General features: G+C 67.1%; 18 protein-coding genes. 9 read left to right on the forward strand and 9 right to left on the reverse strand.

What is annotated here, in order from left to right; genetic code table 11:
- The first annotated feature begins 62 nt into the window (after positions 1–62).
- Genes ACIGII_RS02525 through lpdA form a run of 3 tightly spaced genes read left to right on the forward strand, consistent with a single transcriptional unit; the run spans position 63 to position 5,639 of the window.
- Positions 63–2,894, forward strand: a complete 2,832-nt coding sequence (locus ACIGII_RS02525) for a 2-oxoglutarate dehydrogenase E1 component (protein WP_399657397.1) — start codon at positions 63–65, stop codon at positions 2,892–2,894.
- 42 nt (positions 2,895–2,936) lie between these two features.
- Positions 2,937–4,142, forward strand: a complete 1,206-nt coding sequence (gene sucB / locus ACIGII_RS02530; RefSeq protein WP_399657400.1) for a dihydrolipoyllysine-residue succinyltransferase — start codon at positions 2,937–2,939, stop codon at positions 4,140–4,142.
- Between the two features lie 60 nt (positions 4,143–4,202).
- Positions 4,203–5,639, forward strand: a complete 1,437-nt coding sequence (lpdA, locus tag ACIGII_RS02535) for a dihydrolipoyl dehydrogenase (RefSeq protein ID WP_399634856.1) — start codon at positions 4,203–4,205, stop codon at positions 5,637–5,639.
- Positions 5,640–5,867: 228 nt separating this feature from the next.
- Here the strand turns inward: lpdA and ACIGII_RS02540 are convergent, their stop codons facing one another.
- The 7 genes from ACIGII_RS02540 to ACIGII_RS02570 form a co-directional block, all read right to left on the reverse strand.
- Positions 5,868–6,086 carry a hypothetical protein gene (locus ACIGII_RS02540; protein ID WP_399634858.1) on the reverse strand — a complete coding sequence of 73 codons (219 nt, stop codon included), beginning with the start codon at positions 6,084–6,086 and terminating at the stop codon, positions 5,868–5,870.
- Positions 6,087–6,301: 215 nt separating this feature from the next.
- The gene (locus ACIGII_RS02545; RefSeq protein ID WP_399634860.1) at positions 6,302–7,726 is read right to left on the reverse strand and encodes a replicative DNA helicase; all 1,425 of its coding nucleotides are present in this window, start codon (positions 7,724–7,726) and stop codon (positions 6,302–6,304) included.
- A gap of 242 nt (positions 7,727–7,968) precedes the next feature.
- On the reverse strand, positions 7,969–8,529 hold the full coding sequence (locus ACIGII_RS02550) for an NADPH-dependent FMN reductase (RefSeq protein WP_399634861.1): 561 nt from the start codon (positions 8,527–8,529) through the stop codon (positions 7,969–7,971).
- A 191-nt stretch (positions 8,530–8,720) separates the two neighbouring features.
- The gene (gene asnB / locus ACIGII_RS02555; RefSeq protein WP_399634863.1) at positions 8,721–10,664 is read right to left on the reverse strand and encodes an asparagine synthase (glutamine-hydrolyzing); all 1,944 of its coding nucleotides are present in this window, start codon (positions 10,662–10,664) and stop codon (positions 8,721–8,723) included.
- A gap of 3 nt (positions 10,665–10,667) precedes the next feature.
- On the reverse strand, positions 10,668–12,947 hold the full coding sequence (locus ACIGII_RS02560; protein ID WP_399634865.1) for a thiamine pyrophosphate-dependent enzyme: 2,280 nt from the start codon (positions 12,945–12,947) through the stop codon (positions 10,668–10,670).
- Positions 12,948–13,037: 90 nt separating this feature from the next.
- Positions 13,038–13,580, reverse strand: a complete 543-nt coding sequence (locus ACIGII_RS02565) for a GNAT family N-acetyltransferase (RefSeq protein ID WP_399634867.1) — start codon at positions 13,578–13,580, stop codon at positions 13,038–13,040.
- Between the two features lie 94 nt (positions 13,581–13,674).
- Positions 13,675–14,499, reverse strand: a complete 825-nt coding sequence (locus ACIGII_RS02570; RefSeq protein WP_399634869.1) for a glycine zipper 2TM domain-containing protein — start codon at positions 14,497–14,499, stop codon at positions 13,675–13,677.
- Positions 14,500–14,660: 161 nt separating this feature from the next.
- Here ACIGII_RS02570 and ACIGII_RS02575 point away from each other — a divergent pair, with 161 nt between their 5' ends.
- Positions 14,661–14,882 carry a DUF6116 family protein gene (locus ACIGII_RS02575; protein WP_399634871.1) on the forward strand — a complete coding sequence of 74 codons (222 nt, stop codon included), beginning with the start codon at positions 14,661–14,663 and terminating at the stop codon, positions 14,880–14,882.
- On the forward strand, positions 14,879–15,643 hold the full coding sequence (locus ACIGII_RS02580; RefSeq protein ID WP_399634872.1) for a TatD family hydrolase: 765 nt from the start codon (positions 14,879–14,881) through the stop codon (positions 15,641–15,643). The genes ACIGII_RS02575 and ACIGII_RS02580 overlap by 4 nt, the downstream gene beginning before the upstream one ends.
- Before the next feature lie 71 nt (positions 15,644–15,714).
- Here ACIGII_RS02580 and ACIGII_RS02585 read toward each other — a convergent pair whose 3' ends face one another.
- Positions 15,715–16,524 (reverse strand): ThiF family adenylyltransferase, encoded by an 810-nt coding sequence (locus ACIGII_RS02585; RefSeq protein ID WP_399634873.1) that lies wholly within the window; start codon positions 16,522–16,524, stop codon positions 15,715–15,717.
- 93 nt (positions 16,525–16,617) lie between these two features.
- Between ACIGII_RS02585 and ACIGII_RS02590 the strand changes: the two genes are divergently transcribed.
- Both ACIGII_RS02590 and ACIGII_RS02595 read left to right on the forward strand, forming a co-directional pair.
- Entirely contained in the window at positions 16,618–17,055 is a 438-nt protein-coding gene (locus ACIGII_RS02590) for a hypothetical protein (RefSeq protein WP_399634875.1), read from the forward strand.
- Positions 17,056–17,176: 121 nt separating this feature from the next.
- The gene (locus tag ACIGII_RS02595) at positions 17,177–17,671 is read left to right on the forward strand and encodes a glycine zipper 2TM domain-containing protein (RefSeq protein WP_399634876.1); all 495 of its coding nucleotides are present in this window, start codon (positions 17,177–17,179) and stop codon (positions 17,669–17,671) included.
- A gap of 68 nt (positions 17,672–17,739) precedes the next feature.
- Here the strand turns inward: ACIGII_RS02595 and ACIGII_RS02600 are convergent, their stop codons facing one another.
- On the reverse strand, positions 17,740–17,949 hold the full coding sequence (locus ACIGII_RS02600) for a cold-shock protein (RefSeq protein WP_399634877.1): 210 nt from the start codon (positions 17,947–17,949) through the stop codon (positions 17,740–17,742).
- Between the two features lie 236 nt (positions 17,950–18,185).
- Here ACIGII_RS02600 and ACIGII_RS02605 point away from each other — a divergent pair, with 236 nt between their 5' ends.
- Positions 18,186–18,671 (forward strand): DUF456 domain-containing protein, encoded by a 486-nt coding sequence (locus ACIGII_RS02605; RefSeq protein ID WP_399634880.1) that lies wholly within the window; start codon positions 18,186–18,188, stop codon positions 18,669–18,671.
- Between the two features lie 136 nt (positions 18,672–18,807).
- Positions 18,808–19,965, forward strand: coding sequence for a phospholipase A (locus tag ACIGII_RS02610; protein WP_399634881.1), 1,158 nt, complete (start codon positions 18,808–18,810; stop codon positions 19,963–19,965).
- Positions 19,966–19,967: the final 2 nt, after the last annotated feature.

The following is a 19,967-nucleotide window of genomic DNA, read 5'->3' on the forward strand; positions in this document are numbered from 1 at the left end:
CTATTCATCTTCCCTGCCGGATCATCGAAGCCCTACCCCACAAGCGAATCCGACCCTCCATCGTGGACAATCTACTGAAGCAGTTTGCGCAGTCTTCGCAGCTCGCCGGCGGCAACGCCTCCTATATCGAGGATCTGTACGAGCAGTACCTCGTTTCTCCGGACAGTGTCGATCCCAAATGGAAGACCTACTTCGACGGCTTCAAGGGCCGCGAAGCCGGTGACATTCCGCACTCGGCCGTCATTGCCCACATCGCCGACGCCGCCAGAAACGCGGTCAAGGGCGGCGGCAACTCCGGTGCCAGCGACGAGCGCGAGCGCAATGTCGGTCGTCTGATCACCGCGTACCGGTCGCGTGGCCACCTCGATGCCCGCCTCGACCCGCTGGGCCTGGCCCCGGGCGTGAATTCGCCGGACCTGGGCCTGCCGTTCCACAGCCTTACCGAGGGCGACCTCAACGCCGAGTTCAGCACCGGCGGTGTCGGTGGCCAGCCGCGCATGAAGCTGCGCGACCTGCTGGAGCGCCTGAAGAAGACCTACACCGGCTCGATCGGTGCGGAATTCATGCACATCTCCGAGGTCGAACAGCGCCAGTGGATCTACCAGCGCCTGGAGCTGGCCGGCGGCAACTACAGCCTGGACGCTGACACCCAGCGCCGCACGCTGGAGCGCCTGACCGCTGCCGAAGGCCTGGAGCGCTACCTGCACACCAAGTACGTCGGCCAGAAGCGTTTCTCGCTGGAAGGCGGCGACTCGCTGATCCCGATGATGGACACCATCATCCGTGACGCCGGCAAGGACGGGGTCAAGGACGTGGTGATCGGCATGGCCCACCGTGGCCGCCTCAACGTGCTGGTCAACACCCTGGGCAAGAACCCGCGCAAGCTGTTCGACGAGTTCGAAGGCAAGTTCGAGCACGACGAGCACGCCTCGGCCGGCGACGTGAAGTACCACATGGGCTTCTCCGCCGATGTGGCCACCGACGGCGGCCCGGTCCACCTGGCACTGGCGTTCAACCCCTCGCACCTGGAAATCGCCGACCCGGTCGTGGCCGGTTCCGTGCGTTCGCGCCAGGAGCGCCGCAAGGACAGCGCCCGCAAGCAGGTGATGCCGATCCTGATCCACGGCGACGCGGCCTTCTCCGGCCAGGGCGTGGTCATGGAACTGTTCCAGATGTCGCAGGCCCGCGGCTTCGCCGTCGGCGGCACCGTGCACATCGTGGTCAACAACCAGGTCGGGTTCACCACCTCCAATCCGCAGGACACCCGCTCCACCCGGTACGCCACCGACGTGGCCAAGATGATTGCAGCCCCGGTGCTGCACGTGAACGGCGACGATCCCGAAGCCGTGGTGTTCGCGGCGAAGCTGGCCTTCGAGTTCCGCCAGAAGTTCGCCAAGGACGTGGTCATCGACCTGATGTGCTACCGCCGTTGGGGCCATAACGAGGCCGACGAACCGGCGATCACCCAGCCGCTGATGTACCAGGTGATCCGCAAGCACCAGACCACCCGCGAGCTGTACGCCGCGCAGCTGGAACAGGCCGGCGTGATCGCCGCCGGTGCCGGCAAGGCGATGGTCGATGCCTACCGCGAAAAGCTGGACGCCGGTGAAGTCACCACCGAACTGGCCCAGGTCGAAAAGACCCCGCCGAGCAGCGCGCTGTTCGTGGATTGGCCCAAGCTGCTGGAAGGCAAGCTGTCCGACCCGGTCTCCACCCAGGTCGACCCGGGCAAGCTGAAGGCGCTGGCCGAGCTGATCAACACCGTGCCCGCCGAAGTGGAACTGCACTCGCGCGTGGCCAAGGTGTATGACGACCGCCGCAAGATGGCCGCCGGCGAAATCCCGGGCGACTGGGGCTTTGCCGAGAACCTGGCCTACGCCACCCTGCTCGACGAAGGCCACGCGCTGCGCCTGGTCGGCCAGGACGTGGGCCGCGGTACGTTCACCCACCGCCACGCCATCCTGCACGACCAGAAGACCGACAACTACTACCTGCCGCTGCGGCAGCTGGTGGATTCGCCGGAGAAGGCCACCATCGTCGATTCGCTGCTCAGCGAAGAAGCCGTCATGGCCTTCGAATACGGCTTCTCCACCACCGATCCCAACACCCTGTGCATCTGGGAAGGCCAGTTCGGCGATTTCGCCAACGGCGCCCAGGTGGTGATCGACCAGTTCATCGCTGCCGGTGAAGCCAAGTGGGGCCGCATCACCGGCCTGACCCTGCTGCTGCCGCACGGCTACGAAGGCCAGGGCCCGGAACACAGCTCGGCGCGCCTGGAGCGCTTCCTGCAGCTGTGCGCGCTGGAGAACATGCTGGTGGTGGTGCCGTCCACCCCGGCGCAGGCCGGCCACATGCTGCGTCGCCAGCTGCACCTGACCACCCGCAAGCCGCTGGTGGTGATGTCGCCCAAGTCGCTGCTGCGCCACAAGCTGGCCGTATCGAGCCTGGACGAGCTGGCCAATGGCGAGTTCCAGCACCTGATCGGCGACGCCAATGCAGACGTGAAGAAGGTCAAGCGCGTGGTGCTGTGCTCGGGCAAGGTCTACTACGACCTGCTGGAAGACCAGACCAAGCGTGGCCAGGACGACGTGGCGATCATCCGCGTGGAACAGCTGTACCCGTTCCCGCGCGCGCTGCTGGCCGCCGAACTGAAGAAGTACGGCAAGGCCGCCGACGTGGTGTGGTGCCAGGAAGAACCGCAGAACCAGGGTGCGTGGTACCAGATCCGCCACCACCTGCAGTTCTGCCTGGCCGATGGCCAGAGCCTGCACTACGCCGGTCGCGCCCGTTCGGCCTCCCCGGCTGCCGGTCATATGGCCGACCACATCATCGAGCAGCAGAAGCTGGTCGCCGATGCCCTGGTCAACCCGTTCAACGACGCGGTCGCTGAATAACTTTCCCCCATTCTAGAAAAGACAAACTCAGGAAGCTCCCGCATGGCCACCGAAGTCAAAGCCCCGGTACTGCCCGAATCCGTCGCCGACGGCACCATCGCCACCTGGCACAAGAAAGTGGGCGACGCCGTCAAGCGCGACGAAAACCTGCTTGACCTGGAAACCGACAAGGTCGTCCTGGAAGTGCCGTCGCCGGTCGATGGCGTGCTGAAGGAAATCAAGTTCGAGGTCGGCGCCACCGTGACCTCCAGCCAGGTCGTGGCAGTGATCGAGGAAGGCGCCGTGGCCGCTGCCCCGGCCCCGGCCGCTGCTGAAGCCAAGCCGGCCGCTGCTGCGCCGGCCGCTGCCGCTGCGCCGGCCGCTGCTGCCGCACCGGCCCCGGCGTCGAAGTCCGCTGCCGATGCCCTGCCCCCGGGCGCGCGCTTCAGCGCGATCACCGAAGGCGTCAACCCGGCCGATGTCGACGGCACCGGCCGTCGCGGCGCGGTGACCAAGGAAGACATCGTCAACTTCGCCCGCAACGGCGGCGCCGGCAAGTCCGGTGGCGCCCGTCCGGAAGAACGCGTGCCGATGACCCGCATCCGCAAGCGCATTGCCGAACGCCTGATGGAGTCCAAGAACTCCACCGCCATGCTGACCACCTTCAACGAAGTCGACCTGTCCAAGGTGTCGGCCGCGCGCAAGGACCTGCAGGACGAGTTCGTCAAGGCGCACGGCATCAAGCTCGGCTTCATGAGCTTCTTCGTGAAGGCCGCCGCCAACGCGCTGCAGCGCTTCCCGCTGGTCAACGCCTCGATCGACGGCGATGACATCATCTATCACGGCTACTCGGACATCTCCATCGCCGTGTCGACCGAGAAGGGCCTGGTCACGCCGGTGCTGCGCAATGTCGAGCGCATGTCCTTCGCCGACATCGAAAAGACCATTGCCGACTACGCCAAGAAGGCCCGTGACGGCAAGCTGAGCCTGGAAGAACTGCAGGGCGGCACCTTCACCGTGACCAATGGCGGCACCTTCGGTTCGCTGCTGTCCACCCCGATCATCAACCCGCCGCAGAGCGCCATCCTGGGCATGCATGCCATCAAGGACCGTCCGATCGCCCAGAACGGCCAGGTCGTGATCGCGCCGATGATGTACCTGGCGCTGTCCTACGACCACCGCATCATCGACGGCAAGGATTCGGTGCAGTTCCTGGTGGACATCAAGAACCAGCTGGAAAACCCGGGCCGCATGCTGTTCGGCCTGTAAGACCTCCCGCCCCTCCGCGCCTGCGCGGAGGGGTTCTGGTAAAGCATCAAGGAATTTTCAATGGCTGAACAATTCGACGTTGTCGTCATCGGTGCCGGTCCGGCCGGCTATCACGCCGCCATCCGCGCCGCGCAGCTGGGTCTGAAGACCGCCTGCATCGACGCTGCCCTGGGCAAGGATGGCAAGCCGGCGCTGGGCGGTACCTGCCTGCGCGTGGGCTGCATCCCGTCCAAGGCGCTGCTGGACTCCTCGCGCCAGTTCTGGAACATGGGCCACATCTTTGGCGACCATGGCATCAGCTTCAAGGATGCCAAGATGGACGTCGAAGCGATGGTTGGCCGCAAGGACAAGATCGTCAAGCAGTTCACCGGCGGCATCGCCATGCTGTTCAAGGCCAACAAGGTCACCGCTTACTACGGTTTCGGTGAACTGCAGCCGGGCAACGTGGTGAAGGTCACCCAGCACGACGGCGAAGTCGTCGAGCTCAAGGGCACCAACGTGATCATCGCCGCCGGTTCGGATTCGATCGAACTGCCGTTCGCCAAGTTCGACGGCGAGACCATCGTCGACAACGTCGGCGGCCTGGACTTCACCGAAGTGCCGGCCCGCCTGGCCGTGATCGGCGCCGGCGTGATCGGCCTGGAACTGGGCAGCGTGTGGAAGCGCCTCGGCGCTGAAGTGACCATCCTGGAAGCGCTGCCGACCTTCCTGGCCGCCGCCGATGCCGAAGTGGGCAAGGTGGCCGCCAAGGAATTCAAGAAGCAGGGCCTGGACATCCGCCTGGGCGCCAAGGTGTCCAAGGCCGAAGTGACCGGCAAGGGCAAGAAGAAGGAAGTCGCCCTGACCTACACCGACGCCGAAGGCGAGAAGAGCCTGGTGGTGGACAAGCTGCTGGTGGCCGTCGGCCGTCGCGCCGCGACCAAGGGCCTGCTGGCCGAAGGCACCGGCGTGAAGGTCAACGAGCGTGGCCAGATCGAAGTGGACGAGCATTGCCACACCGGCGTTGATGGCGTGTGGGCGGTCGGCGACTGCGTGCGCGGCCCGATGCTGGCGCACAAGGGCTTCGAGGAAGGCATCGCGGTGGCCGAGCTGATCGCGGGCCTGCCGGGCCACGTCAACATGGACACCATTCCGTGGGTCATCTACACCGAGCCGGAGCTGGCCTGGGTCGGCAAGACCGAAGAGCAGCTGAAGGCCGAGGGCATTCCGTACAAGGCCGGCAGCTTCCCGTTCGCCGCCAACGGCCGTGCCGTGGCGATGATCGAGCCGGCCGGCTTCGTGAAGGTGCTGGCGCATGCTGAAACCGACCGCATCCTGGGCATGCACCTGGTCGGCGCGAACGTGTCCGAACTGGTCCACGAAGGCGTGCTGACCATGGAGTTCAGCGGTTCGGCCGACGACCTGGCCCGCATCTGCCACGCGCACCCGTCGCTGTCGGAAGTGGTCCACGACGCGGCCATGGCCGTGAGCAAGCGTGCGATCCACAAGGCCAACTGACCGGCCCCGTGGTGACGCAACGAAAAACCCCGCCTCGGCGGGGTTTTTTGTAGGCGTACGCCGTCCACTCGACCCATTGCCCCGCGTAGAGCCGACTGTCAGTCGGCTGCCGTTGGCGCGATCCCGGAACATCGCGCTGCGCGCGATAGCCGACTGACAGTCGGCTCTACCGTGCTTTGGCCGACTGACAGTCGGCTCTACCGTGCTTTGGCCGACTGACAGTCGGCGCTACCGTGCTGTCGCCATCCGGCTGCCACCCAGCAGGCGCGCCGGCAGCATGAACAGTGCGCCCAGGAAGGCGAACAGCGCCGAGAAGGTGACGCCGACCAGCCGGAACGGCAGGCTCAGCAGCCACACGAACGGCCAGGCCAGCAGGGCCAGGATCGCCAGCGGCCAGCACAGCACGAACAGCAGGCACCACACGCCGAGCGCGAACAGGGTCTTCATGACGGTCTCCAGGGCGGCACCTTGCCGCTGCGGGACCACGTTGCCGCCCTGCCCGGCCGGCTTCAAGCGGTTTGCGACGAAACCCCGGATCCGCCGACGAAACGCGTACCGACCAACGGTCGGTACCTACCGGATCCGTCCCAGCCGGTTGGACCACCCCGGCCGGGCATGTGCGCCACGCTGGTAGCGCACGACCGTTGGTCGTGCGCCCGTCATCATTCGAACGACCCCACCGAGTCGTGCGAGAGGTTGTCGAACCGGGTGTATTCGCCGAAGAACTTCAGCTTGCACGAGCCGGTCGGGCCACCTCGGTGCTTGCCGATGATGATCTCGGCCAGCCCCTTGTCCGGGGAATTTTCCTTGTTGTAGTAATCGTCGCGGTAAATGAACACGATCATGTCCGCGTCCTGCTCGATGGCGCCGGATTCGCGAAGGTCGGCCATCACCGGGCGCTTGTCGGTACGCGTTTCCAGCGAGCGGTTGAGCTGCGACAGCGCGATCACCGGCACGTTCAGTTCCTTGGCCAGGCCCTTGAGCGAACGCGAGATCTCCGAGATTTCGGTCGCGCGGTTCTCGCTGTTGCCCGGCACGCTCATCAGCTGCAGGTAGTCGATCACGATCAGGCCCAGGTCGTGCTCGCGCTTGAGCCGGCGGCACTTGGAACGCAGGATCTCCGGCGACACGCCCGGCGTGTCGTCGATGAAGATCTTGGTTTCCTTCAGCATGCGGATCGCGCCGGTGACCCGGCTCCAGTCCTCGTCTTCCAGCTGGCCGGTACGCAGGCGCTGGGCATTGATGCGGCCGTTGGACGAAATCAGGCGCATCGCCAGCTGCGAGGCCGACATTTCCATGGAGAACACCGCCACGCCCTTCTTGGACTTGATCGCCGCGTACTCGGCGATGTTCAGCGCGAAGGTGGTCTTGCCCATGGCCGGACGCGCGGCCAGGATGATCAGGTCGGTCGGCTGCAGGCCGGAGGTCATGGCGTCGAAATCGGCGTAGCCGGTCGGCAGGCCGGTGATGTTGCCGCCGTTCTCGAACCGGCTGCGCAGCTCTTCAAAGGCGTCTTTCAATGCACCGGGCATCGCCACGAAATCGGTGCGGCCGCGCGCGCCCTGCTCGGCGATGGCGAACACCGACTTTTCCGCCGCCGCCAGCAGTTCGCCGCTTTCGCGGCCTTCCGGCTGGAAGCCATCGTTGACGATGTCGGTACCGACCTGGATCAGCTGGCGCAGCACCGCCTTGTCGCGCACGATCTCGGCGTAGGCGGCGATGTTGGCGGCCGACGGCGTGGTGCTGGCCAGTTCGATCAGGTAGGCACCATCGCCGACCAGTTCCATCTTGCCCTGCGATTCGAACCACTCGCCCAGGGTCACCGCGTCGAACGGGCGGTCGCGCTCGGACAGCTCGCGGATCGCGCGGTAGATGGTCTGGTGGTCGCGCCGGTAGAAGTCGGTTTCGGTCAGCTGGTCGTTGACCCGGTCGTAGCTCTCCGGTGCCAGCATCAACCCGCCCAGCACCGCCTGCTCTGCCTCGATCGAGTGCGGCGGTACGCGCAGCGCGTCGATGCGCATCTCGTCGCGGTCGAAGCGGTCACCGCGGTCTTTGCGGTCGGAACGGAAGCCGGAACGGGCGGACATGAGGGGGAGTTCTTCCTGCAGAATGGAGCGTGGGACATGGTAGGCACGCGGCGGCCGCCACGGCCATGCACAACCCTGTGGATAAGCGGTGGATAGCCGTGCGTACCGGGTGAAGGCGCCACGACCAACGGTCGTGCCCTACCGGTTGCAGTGCGGCGCGACCCAGCTGGAGGCCCACCCTGTCGGGTAGCGCACGACCGTTGGTCGTGCGCCGCACCGCCATTATCGCAGAAGCGTCCGGCTCAATGCTGACCGCCGTGGGTGGCGATCCAGGCCAGGAATTTGTCCACGAAGCCCTGCAGGAAATCGCGGGTGCCCTCGTTGCTGATCGCGCCCTGCGCGTCGATCAGCCCTTCCTTGAAGTGGACGAAGGCCTCGGGCTGGCCCAGCACCGGCATGTCCAGGTACGCCAGGATGTTGCGCAGGTGCTGCTGGGCCAGGGCGGTGCCGATGGCGCCGACGGAGGCGCCGATCACTGCGGCGGGCTTGCCGGCGAAGGCGCTGTGGCCGTACGGACGCGAGCCGATGTCGATGGCGTTCTTGAGTACACCGGGCACCGATCGATTGTACTCGGGCGTGACGAACAGGACGGCGTCGGCCTGCTTGATCTGATTCTTCAGGCGCACGCCTTCGGCCGGGTAATCCTTGTCGAAGTCCTGGTTGTACAGCGGCAGGTCGCCGATCTGGACGTAGTCGAAGCGCGCCTTGCCGGCGGCCAGCTTCTCCAGCGCATGGGCCAGGGCCTGGTTGTGTGAACCGCTGCGCAGGCTGCCGACGAGCACGGCGATGGTGGGTGTTGCCATGAAGGAGCTCCGTTCGGGGGGAACGACCAGCGTAGGGGTGACAGGTGTTGCGCGCGGTGAAGGCGTGCGTGGGACACGCATGGCGTGTCGCTACGTCGCCATCTCCAGGCGCCGTGGGACACGCATGGCGTGTCGCTACGCTGCGATCTCGAGGCGTAGGGACACGCCACGCGTGTCCGGCGCGGTGCCGGCTACGCGCGCGGCACCGCCGCCCGCACCTGCTTCCAATGGGCCTGCCAGGCCTGGAACATCAGCACGTTCCACAGATGGGTATGCCACTTGCGCTCACCCTGCTGGAACTGCCTCCACAGCGGAACCACCGCATCGACGTGGAAAACGCCTTCATCGGCCAGCCGCGCCGGATCCAGCAGGTCATCGGCCCAGCCGCGCAGGTCGCCCTTCAGCCACGCGCTGACCGGCGCACCGAAGCCGCGCTTGGGCCGGTGCACCATGTCCTGCGGCACGTAGCGGCCCAGCACGCGCTTGAGCAGGTACTTGCTTACCCCGTCGCGCTGCTTCATCGACAGCGGCAGCGACCAGGCGAACTCGGCCACGCGCCAGTCCAGCAGCGGCGCCCGCGCTTCCAGGCTGACCGCCATGCTGGTGCGATCCACCTTGCACAGCAGGTCGTCCGGCAGGTACGTACTGAAATCGGCCAGCATCATCGCGTCGGCCGGCGAACCGGCACCATGCAGCGGGTCGGCCAGGTCATAGAAACTGCCCGCGCCGCGCGCACCGATCACCGCCGACACCGGGTCGCGCCAGCGCGAGATGCGGTTGCGGTAGACGTCGCCGATGCCACGCGCGCCGGTTTCAGCCAACAGCGCGGCCAACCCGCCGGTACGCGACGCCTCGCCCTGGGTGTGCGCGTGGGCGGCCATCCAGCGCCGCAGCGGTGCCGGCACCCGGCCCAGCATCGTCCAGTTGCGCAGCGCGCGCTGGTAACGGCTGTAGCCGAAGAACAGCTCGTCGCCGCCATCGCCCGAGAGCGCCACGGTCACCGCGCTGCGCGCCAGCCGCGCCACCAGCGCGGTCGGCACCTGCGAGGCGTCGGCGAACGGTTCGTCGAACATCGCCGGCAGCGCCGGCACCACTGCCAGCGCGTCGGCACCGCTCACATACAGCTCGGTGTGGTCGGTACCCAGGTGCCCGGCCAGCGCCTTGGCCAGCGGCGCCTCATCGTGGTCGGAGCCCTCGAAGCCGATGCTGAAACTGTGGATCGGGGTCGGCGACTGCGCCTGCATCAGCGACGCCACCACCGACGAATCGGTGCCGCCGGACAGGAACACGCCCACGGGCACGTCGGCCACCATGCGCAGCCCGACCGCGTCGCGCAGCAGGCCGTCCAGCTGGGTTTCGGCGTCTTCGTCGCTGCCCTGGAACGGCGCGGCCAGCGCCTGCTGCATGCGCTCGCGCGCATTCCAGAACGGCAGCTGCTGCTGGTCCGGCCGGTGCGCGGCGGCACCGGCGGCCACCGCCGCCGCGTCCAGGCGCAGCACCCGCCCGGGCATCAGCTTGAAGCAGCGCTCGTGGATGCAATGCGGCGCCGGAATGTAGTCCAGCCGCAGCAGCAGGGTCAGTGCGTCGCGATCGATCCCGTTGTCGAACGCCGGGTGCTGCCACAGCGCCTTCAGTTCCGAGCCGAACACCAGCGTGTCGCCGGCCCAGCCGTAGTACAGCGGCTTCTTGCCGACCCGGTCGCGGGCCAGCCACAGGCACTGCTCGGCGCGATCCCACAGGGCGATGGCGAACATGCCGTTGGCACGCTGCAGGGTCTGGTCCAGGCCCCAGGCCACGAAGGCGGCCAGCAGGACTTCGGTATCGGAATGGCCCCGGAACGCGTGGCCCAGGCCCTCCAGCTCCTGCCGCAACGCAGCGAAGTTGTAGACCTCGCCGTTGTAGGCCAGCACGTAGCGACCGTCGTCGGAGGCCATCGGCTGGTGGCCGAGCGGCGACAGGTCGAGGATGCTCAGGCGGCGGTGCGCCAGCGCGATGCCGCCTGCGGCATCGGCCCACACGCCGCTGTCATCCGGCCCACGGTGCAGCAGGGCGTCGCCCATGCGGCGTGCCTGCTGTTCCAACGCGGCCTGCTCCGTTCCCGGAGCGGCCAGCAACATTCCTGCCAGTCCACACATGCGTCAAGGGTCCTGCGCCAACACCCGCGCGGCGCTTACCACCGCATTGTCGCTTGGAAGCACGCACAATGCTGCCCCTGCCAGCGGCGTGTAGGTGTCGGCACCGCTCACCCGCCGCAGCGGCAGGTGGCCCAGCCCGGCTTCGACCAGCGCGGTGAGGATGCCCTCGCCGACCCCCGCGCTGTGCCGGCCCTCGTCCACCACCAGCACGCGGCGTGCGTCCGCCGCCTGTGCGGCGATGAAGCCGGCGTTGAGCGGCACCAGCCAGCGCAGGTCGACCACGCGCACCAGCCAGCCCAGCTCGGCTTCGATGGTGCGCGCCGCACGCAGGCTCATCGGTACCCCATTGCCGTAGGTGAAGATGACCAGGTCGTTGGCCTCGGCGGCGTAGACCCGCCCCTCGCCCAGCACCAGCGCCTGCTCCGGCGGCGGGTACGCGAACAGCCATTGGCCATCGCCGGGATCATGCAGATCCTTGCTCATGTACAGCGCGATCGGCTCGAGGAACACCGCCACCCTTCCGTCCACCCGGGCCAGCGCCGCCAGCGTGCGCAGCATCATCGCCGCGTCGTCGCCGCGCGAAGGGCAGCCCACCACCAGGCCGGGAATATCGCGCAGCGCGGCAATCGAATTGTCGTTGTGGAAATGCCCGCCGAACCCCTTCTGGTAGCCGAGCCCGGCGATGCGGACCAGCATCGGGTTGCGGAACTGGTCGTTGGAGAAGAACTGCAGCGAACACGCTTCGCCGCGCAGCTGGTCGGCGGCATTGTGCAGGTAGGCCAGGTACTGGATCTCCGGGATCGGCAGCATGCCCAGGTTGGCCAGGCCCTGGGCCATGCCCAGGATCATGGTTTCATCCAGCAGCGTGTTGAACACGCGGCGCGGTCCGAACGCCTTGAGCAGGCCCTTGCTGACCGTGTACACGCCCCCCTTCTGCGCCACGTCCTCGCCGAACAGCAGCGACTCGGGGTACTTGCACAGCAGGTCGTGCAGGGCCTGGTTGATCTGGATCGCCAGGTGCCGCGGCGGTTGCCGTTCGGGCAGCTGCGCGGCACCGCCGAACACCGCCTCGCGCGCGTCGCCGCCGGGAACGCGGCAGGCTTCGGCGTGCACGGCCGACGGCGTATAGGGCGCCAACGGCGCCATGATCTGGCCGAGTTCGTCCAGTTTGGGCCGGCGGTCGGCCGCCTCGGCGGCGGCGAAGCAGCGCGCGCGCATCGCCTCATAGCGCTCCAGCAGCCCGGGTGCGGTCATCCACCCCGACTCCAGCGCGATCTGCGCCGAACGCAGCAGCGGGTCGGCCGCCTCTGCCGCGCACAGCTCGGCCAGCGGCCGCCACTCGATCTCGAAGTCGGTACCGGCGTGGCCCATCAGGCGCGTGGTGCGCAGGTGCAGGAAGGTAGGGCGCCGGGTGTTGCGGCAATGCTCCAGCGCGCGCTGGACCTGCGCATGGCCACTGGCCAGGTCCAGGCCGTCGGCGAAGAAGTAGTCCAGTCCGGGGCGATGGCTGAAGCTGCCGGCGATCCAGCCGTCCGGGGTCTTCACCGAAATGCCGATGCCATTGTCTTCGCAGACGAACAGGACCGGTGCCGGCAGGCGCTGGTAAGCGGCCCAGGCGGCGGTGTTGAAGGCGGTCTGCGCGGTAGCGTGGTTGGCCGAGGCATCGCCGAACGAGCAGATCACCACGCTGTCGTCGGGAATCGGCAGGCGGTGGCCGATGCGACGCGCGGTTTCGATGGCCATCGCCGTGCCCAGCGCCTTGGGCAGGTGCGAGGCGATGGTGGAGGTCTGCGGCAGCACCCACAGCGGCCTGCTGCCCCACACCTTGTGCCGGCCGCCGCTGGCCGGATCGTCGCGGCTGGCGGCGAAGGACAGCGCCGCGTCCATCACCGGGTCCATGCCCGGCAGCTGGCGGAAGCGCTCGGCCATGAACGCGCCGGAGCGGTAGTGCAGGAACGCCGGATCGGTATGCCGCGCGAGCCGTGCCACCAGCGCATTGCCTTCATGCCCGGACGAGCCGATGGTGTAGAAGACCTTGTTCTGCACGCGCAACACGCGCGCCATCAGGTCCAGGTGGCGGCTGGCCAGCTGCGAGTCGAGCAGCGCATCGAAGCTTTGCGCGTCCAGGCTGCTGCCGGGAAGGATGGGCGCATCCGGTGCCGGCCGCTGGCGGGGCTGGCCGTGCCACTGGCGGACGAACTCGACGAAATTGACGTCGCAGACCTCGGCCCGGTTCAGGGCCCTCATGCGTGCGGGGATCGGATCGGGAACCACGGCAACCATGCACACCCTCCAGCAGAGCCGAACGGACGACCGCGCCGAGCATCGCCGCAACCGGCGCCGCTTGCCAAGCGCAGGTGCACAAAACCGGGGCTAGCCCGCGCGTGTCCTCCACTGCTGCCGCGACTGACCCCAGATCTCGATCGGTTTGCCGTCGTGCGGTGGTGGCAGCTCGCCGATCCGCAGCAGGCTGCTGCCGAGTTTGCGCGCGACGACCTTGGAGTTCGCGTTCGCTGCATCGATGGTGTGGATGACCTCGTTCCACCCCAACGCGTCGAACGCCCAGTCGATGGCGGCGACCGCTGCTTCCGGGGCATAGCCCCTGCCCCAGCTGGCGTGGCGGATGCTCCAGCCCACTTCGGTCCCCGGCCAGTCCAGCGGCTGCCACGGCCCCATGCGCCCCACCCAGTCGCCAGTGCTCTTCTCGATCACCGAGAACATCGAGAAGCCATACAGGTGCCAGCTGCCCGCCAGGCAGCTGAAACTGCGCCAGGCCTGGGACGGCGCCTGCACGCCGCCCAGGTGCTGCATCACCTGCGGATCGGTGCAGAACTGCAGGAAGGCGTCGAAGTCCTCCGCGCGCGGCGGGCGCAGGATGAGCCGGTCGGTTTCCAGGCGCAGGTCGAAAATGCTCATGGGGTACCCCGTTGGTAAGCCGGGTGCCATCTTCGCAGAACGAAAGAGGCCGGCAAGATGCCGGCCTCTTCGTACGTCCTGCAGCGCGCCCCGATTACGGGCGGGCGGTGTCCAGCGCAGCGGTCTGGGTGACCAGCTGGCCGTCGACCACCGGCAGGCGGTCGCTGGCCGGCTTGCTGGCCATCTTGACGGTCTTTTCAACGCCGTCGTAGCGGTAGGTCACGTTGTAGCCGGTGACATTGCTGGTGGTGCCCATGGCGATGCGGTTGCCCGGCTTGCTGGCCATGCGCATGGTGCCGGTGGTGCCGTCTTCGTTGCGGTAGGTAACGTTGTAGCCGGTCACCTTGGTCGACTCGGAGGTCGCCGTCTCGGTATGGCACTGGCGCTCGGTGCGGTTGACCACGCGGCCACCCACGTGGCGCTTGTCGACCTGGTTGCCGATCATGCCACCGGCCACGGCGCCAGCGGCGGTGGCGGCCTTGCGGCCGTTGCCACCGCCCACCTGGTTGCCCAGCAGGCCACCGATGACCGCACCGGCCACCGTGCCGCCGACGTTGCCGTCGCGTTCGGGCAGGCGTTCCTGCACCACCACGTCCTCGCAGACTTCATGCGGGGTCTGGGTGGTGGAGGTCTCGCGCACCGGCTCGGTGCCGATCACGGTGGCGTAGGCCTTTTCCTTCTGGGTCAGCGGATCGACCTTGACCACGTCGGCATATTCCAGGCGGCCGGCCTTGTCCACGGCCACATCGTCGGTGGCGGCGCCATCGTCGACGAGCGGCGTGGTGTCCAGGTTCGGGCGGGTCTGGGCGGCGGTAACCGGGTCGGCGGAGCTACCGCTTTTCATGAAGGCGGCGGTGGCGATGCCACCGACCAGCAGGGCGCCTGCAGCGACCAGGACAGTAGTAGTTGTGCTTTTCATAACCGACTCCCTGCGGACGATCCGCAACGTTCTTGATGCGGATTCCAGCATGCGCTCCCTGAACAGAATCTCCACATGACGCATACACCGCACTTGCCCATTCAGGTTCTGTCGTTGCAAGGCTCGTGATAGCGTTTACATCATCTGTCGAGGAGAGTGCGATGCCCGGTCCCCTGCTGCTGCCAGTCCTGAAGTGGGCGCGCGGACTGCGTTACCCCACCCTGTTCAAGGTGACCGCCGCCCTGTTTGCGGTGACCTTGTTCATCCCAGACCCGATTCCGTTCGTGGACGAACTCCTGTTCGGGCTGGGCACGCTGTTGCTGGCCAACTGGAAGCGTCGAAGCGACACCCTGCCACCGCGCCTGGACCGACGCGACGCGTGAGCCTGATCGACAGCCACTGCCACCTGGACGCCGACGAGTTCGATCACGACCGCGCCCAGGTGATCACGCGCGCACAGGCGGCCGGCGTACACACCCAGGTGGTGCCCGCCGTGACCGCCGCGAGCTGGCCCAAGCTGCGCGAGACCTGCCGGCTGGCCGAGGGGCTGTATCCGGCGTACGGGCTGCACCCGATGTTCCTGGACCAGCATCGCCCGGAGCACCTGGACCAGCTGCGCGAGTGGATCGCGCTGGAGCACCCCTGTGCGGTGGGCGAATGCGGGCTGGATTTCTTCGTCGAAGGCCTGGATCCGGAACAGCAGCAGTTCTACTTCGACGGGCAGCTGCGGATCGCGCGCGAATTCGACCTGCCGGTCATCGTGCACGCGCGCCGCGCCGTGGATGCGGTGATCGTCGCCATCAAGCAGGTGGGCGGCCTGCGCGGGGTGATCCACAGCTTCCCGGGCAGCCCGGAACAGGCCGCGCAGCTGCACAAGCTGGGTTTCCTGGTCGGCCTCGGCGGCCCACTGACCTACGACCGCGCCCAGCGCCTGCGGCGTCTGGTGACCCAGCTGCCGCTGGAGCAGCTGCTGTTGGAAACCGACGCGCCGGACCAGCCCGACGTCGGCATACGCGGGCAGCGCAATGAGCCGGGACGGTTGACGGTAATCGCCGACACCGTGGCCCGCTTGCGCGGCGAGCCGGCGGAGACCATTGCAGAACAGACCACGGCAAATGCACGCAGGCTGTTCGGGCTGGGATAACCACGCCGCCCTGTGTGCGATGTCGCGCTCCCCGCGCAGCGATACGCCACGCGTGTCCCACGCAATGCCGGCTACCCCGCAGACACGCGTGGCGTGTCACTACGCAGCAACATCTCCAGCGCCTTGCTCACCGCCGCGAACGCGAATGCGCCGGTGATGTGCGTGGCCGCGCCCAGACCGGCGCCGCAGTCCAGCTTCAACGCGGCATCGGCGCCCAGCTGCGGGCGCACGCCGCAGACGCTGCCATCGGCCTGGGGGTACTTCACGTTCTCCAGCGAATACACCGCCGGCACCCCGAAGTAGCGCGAGGCGTTCTTCGGAAAGTTGAAGTCGCTGCGCAGCTTCTTGCGGATCAGCGCCAGCATCGCGTCATGCTCGGTGCGCGAGACGTCGCGGATGCGCACCAGGGTCGGGTCGGTGCGACCACCGGCGGCGCCCACGGTCAGGATCGGCAGCTTGCGACGGCGGCACCAGGCGATGGTTTCCACCTTGACCCGGAAGCTGTCGCAGGCGTCGATCACCAGGTCGAAGTCGCGGTCGAGCAGCTCGACCATGTTCGACACGGTGAGGAAGGACGCCACCGCGTCCACGTGGATGTCCGGATTGATGGCAACACAGCGCTCGGCCATCGCCTCGGCTTTGTTGCGCCCGTAGTGCCCGGCCAGTGCCGGCAGCTGGCGGTTGGTATTGGACACGCAGATGTCGTCGGCGTCGATCAGGGTCAGGTGCCCCACCGCCGTGCGCGCCAGCGCTTCCACCACCCACGAGCCGACCCCGCCCATGCCGACCACCGCTACCCGGCGGCGCGACAACCGGTCGACGGTGCCCACTCCATACAACCGGTCGATGCCGGCAAAGCGTTCGCGCAATACGTCATTCATGGCCGCCATTTTAGACGGCCCGGTGCCCGGCATGTACGACCGCCGCGCGCCGCGGGTAGGATGCAGCGAGCCACCCATGAGGAAGCCGCCGCCATGAACCACCCTGCCCCGACCCGTCGCCCGTCTGCGGCGTACCGCTATCTGTTCGTGGCCGGGCTCGGCCTGGTGGTGGGCCTGGTTGCTACGGTGATGGTGTCGCGCGCGATCCAGGCGCGGCAGGACCCGTTCCCCGGCAGCCTGATGCAGGTGATGCAGCGCCAGGTCGCGCTGCTTGGCGATGCGCAGGCGCAGAATCGCTGCAGCCTGGCCGACAGCGTGCCGCGCCTGCAGACGCTGCGCTCGCTGTCCAACGATCTGGACCTGGCCTTCCCGGATCTGCGCGACAACGCGCAGTTCCAGCAGCACGCCAGCGGCCTGCGCGCGACCCTCAACGGCGCGCTGGCCGCCCCGCCCACCGACTGCGCCGCGATGGGCACGCTGGTGGAAAAGATCCAGGCCGACTGCAAGGCCTGCCACCAGGATTTCCGCTGATTCATCTGCCAGCCACGAAGTGAGGACTGGATTGGCGCCCTGTTCACGCAGGACACGACAGGATCTGCGCCATGCGCCCCAGACGCATTCACGACCACCCCTTCTGGCCAGGAGAACCACCATGAAGATCCAACTCATTGCCGCAGCCGCCGTTGCCACCGTCGCACTGGCCGGTTGCGCCACCTCGCCCGGTTACGGCGGTGGCGGCTACAACAACGGCTACAACAACAGCGGCTACAACACCGGTGGCAACTACAACACCAACCGCTGCGCCGACTGCGGCATCGTGACCCGGATCAACCAGGTGGCTTCCGGCCGCACCGCGCCGAGCGCCACGGGCGCGATCCTTGGCGGCCTGGTCGGTGCCGTGGCCGGGCATGAGATCTCCGACCACACCGGTGGCAGCAAGGGCAACCAGAACATCGCCGCCGCCGCAGGCGCGGTGGGTGGCGCGCTGGCCGGCAACCAGATCCAGAAGAACGTCACCAGCGATACCTTCGACATCACCGTGCGCATGGACGATGGCCGCACCGTGGTGGTCAACCAGCGCGACCTGGGTGGCATCCGCGAAAACACCTACGTGCGCGTGGTCAACGGGCGCGTGGTCATCCGCTGATCCAGACCGCTGCCGACAGAAAAAAGGCCCGCTTGCGCGGGCCTTTTTTCGTAACGCGACTGCAAAGGTCAGATCGCTTCGACAGCGTCGGCCTGCAGGCCCTTCTGGCCCTGCACGACGGTGAAGTTCACTTTCTGGCCTTCCTTGAGGCTCTTGAAGCCCTGGGACTGGATCGCGCGGAAATGCACGAACACGTCCTCGCCGTTCTCACGGCTGATGAAGCCGAAGCCCTTGGCGTCATTGAACCACTTCACGGTACCGGTCTCACGCTCAGCCATCACACTTACTCCCTGGTGTCTCTGCTATGTCGTTGGTTACGCCCTGGCGGGCGGCTGACAGCAAGGGGGAAGCGAGGTGCATCGATGGAACGGATCCAGAAGATCTACCATCATCAGGCCACGATCCACGGTGACCTTGCCAAGCTCAGCGACTGCAACTTAACCCGGGCAAAATTAAAAAGCAACTGGCTTATTTCATATTTGTCAACCCAAATTCGGCAAACATACGGCAACGCATGGACCCTTCATTCATCTTTTACGTGATCGCGGTCGTACTGGTCCTGGTCGGCATTGCCGGCATCGTGCTGCCTGCCCTTCCTGGCATCCCGCTCGTGTTCGCCGGCCTGCTGGTGGCCGCATGGGCCGATGACTTCGTGCACGTGGGCTGGGTGCCGTTGACCGTGCTTGGGCTGCTGACGCTGGCGTCGTTCGCGGTTGACGTGATCGCCACCCTGGTGGGGGCCAAGCGCGTCGGGGCCAGCCGCAAGGCGCTGTGGGGCACCTTCATCGGCAGCATCGTCGGCCTGTTCTTCATGCCCATCGGCCTGTTCGCAGGACCGCTGGCCGGTGCGCTGCTGGGCGAGTACTGGCACACCCGCGAACTGGGCCGGTCCACCAAGGTCGGGCTGGCCACCTGGCTGGGCATCCTGCTCGGCGTCGCACTCAAACTGGCCCTGGTGATCGCGATGCTGGGCATCTTCTGTTTCGCCTGGTTCTTCTGAGCCCCTTCGGTTTTCACGCTCCGCGCACGGTAGCCACCGGCATATACGCGCTGATCCCGTCAGTAGTTTCGCGCTGGCGGGAATCCGGGGCAGCGGCCACACTGTTCCGGTTCCTTCCCTTCACCGGCTCGCCCCCATGACCCACCGCCCCCGTTCGGCCCTGTTCTCCGCCCTGGCCCTGGCCACCGCCAGCCTGCCGCTGGCCGCCCAGGAGCTGTCGCCCACCCCGGCCACACCCGAGGCGTGTGCCCAGGTGGGCACCGATGCGGCGCGCCTGGCCTGCTACGACAAACTGTTCCGGCCGACCGCGGAAACCACCCAGGCCGCCGATGCGGCGGCGATCGCCGCCAAGCAGGAACGGCGCGAAGAGCGCCAGGCCGCGCGTACCCCCGATGCCCCGGCCACCGAACGGGTGAAGCAACGCCTGGGCGAGGTATTCAAGAATGACGGCCATGAAGCGGCGCTGGCCAATGCCGGCAAAGGCTCGCTGCTGGACAGCCGCTGGGAACTGGCGCAGGACTCCAAACTGGGCGCGTTCCAGCTGCGGGCCTACAAGCCGGTCTACCTGCTGCCGGCGTTCTGGACCAGCGACAAGAACCAGACGCCGCAGTCGCCCAATCCGGACAACACGGTGACCACCCCGCAGCAGCTGGACAGCAATGAGCTGAAATTCCAGCTGAGCTTCAAGACCAAGGTGTGGGAGAACGTGTTCGGCGACAATGGGGACATCTGGGCCGGGTATACCCAGAGCTCGCGCTGGCAGGCCTACAACGCCGACAATTCGCGCCCGTTCCGCGAAACCAATTACGAGCCGGAAATCATGATGATGTTCCGCAATGGCTACTCGATCGGCGGCTGGCGCGGGCGCATGAGCGGGCTCAGCCTGACCCACATGTCCAACGGCCGCGCCGACCCGCTGTCGCGCAGCTGGAACCGGGTGATCGCCACCATCGGGCTGGACCGCGAGAACTGGGCACTGGTGCTGCGGCCGTGGTACCGGCTGCCGGAAGACCGCGAAGACGACAACAACCCGGACATCGAAGACTACATGGGCCGCGGCGACGCGACCCTGACCTGGAACCGCAACGGTCACGAGGTCTCGCTGATGGCGCGACATTCGCTGCGCGGCGGCGACCGGTCGCACGGGGCGCTGCAGCTGGATTACGGCTTCCCGATCAGCAACCTGCTGCGCGGCCATGTGCAGGTCTTCGACGGCTACGGCGAGAGCATGATCGACTACAACCACAAGGCAACCTACGTGGGCGTAGGCGTATCCCTGCTGGAGTGGTACTGACC

Origin of the sequence: Stenotrophomonas sp. NPDC077420, assembly GCF_044543385.1 — a bacterium.
Classification (GTDB): Bacteria; Pseudomonadota; Gammaproteobacteria; order Xanthomonadales; family Xanthomonadaceae; genus Stenotrophomonas.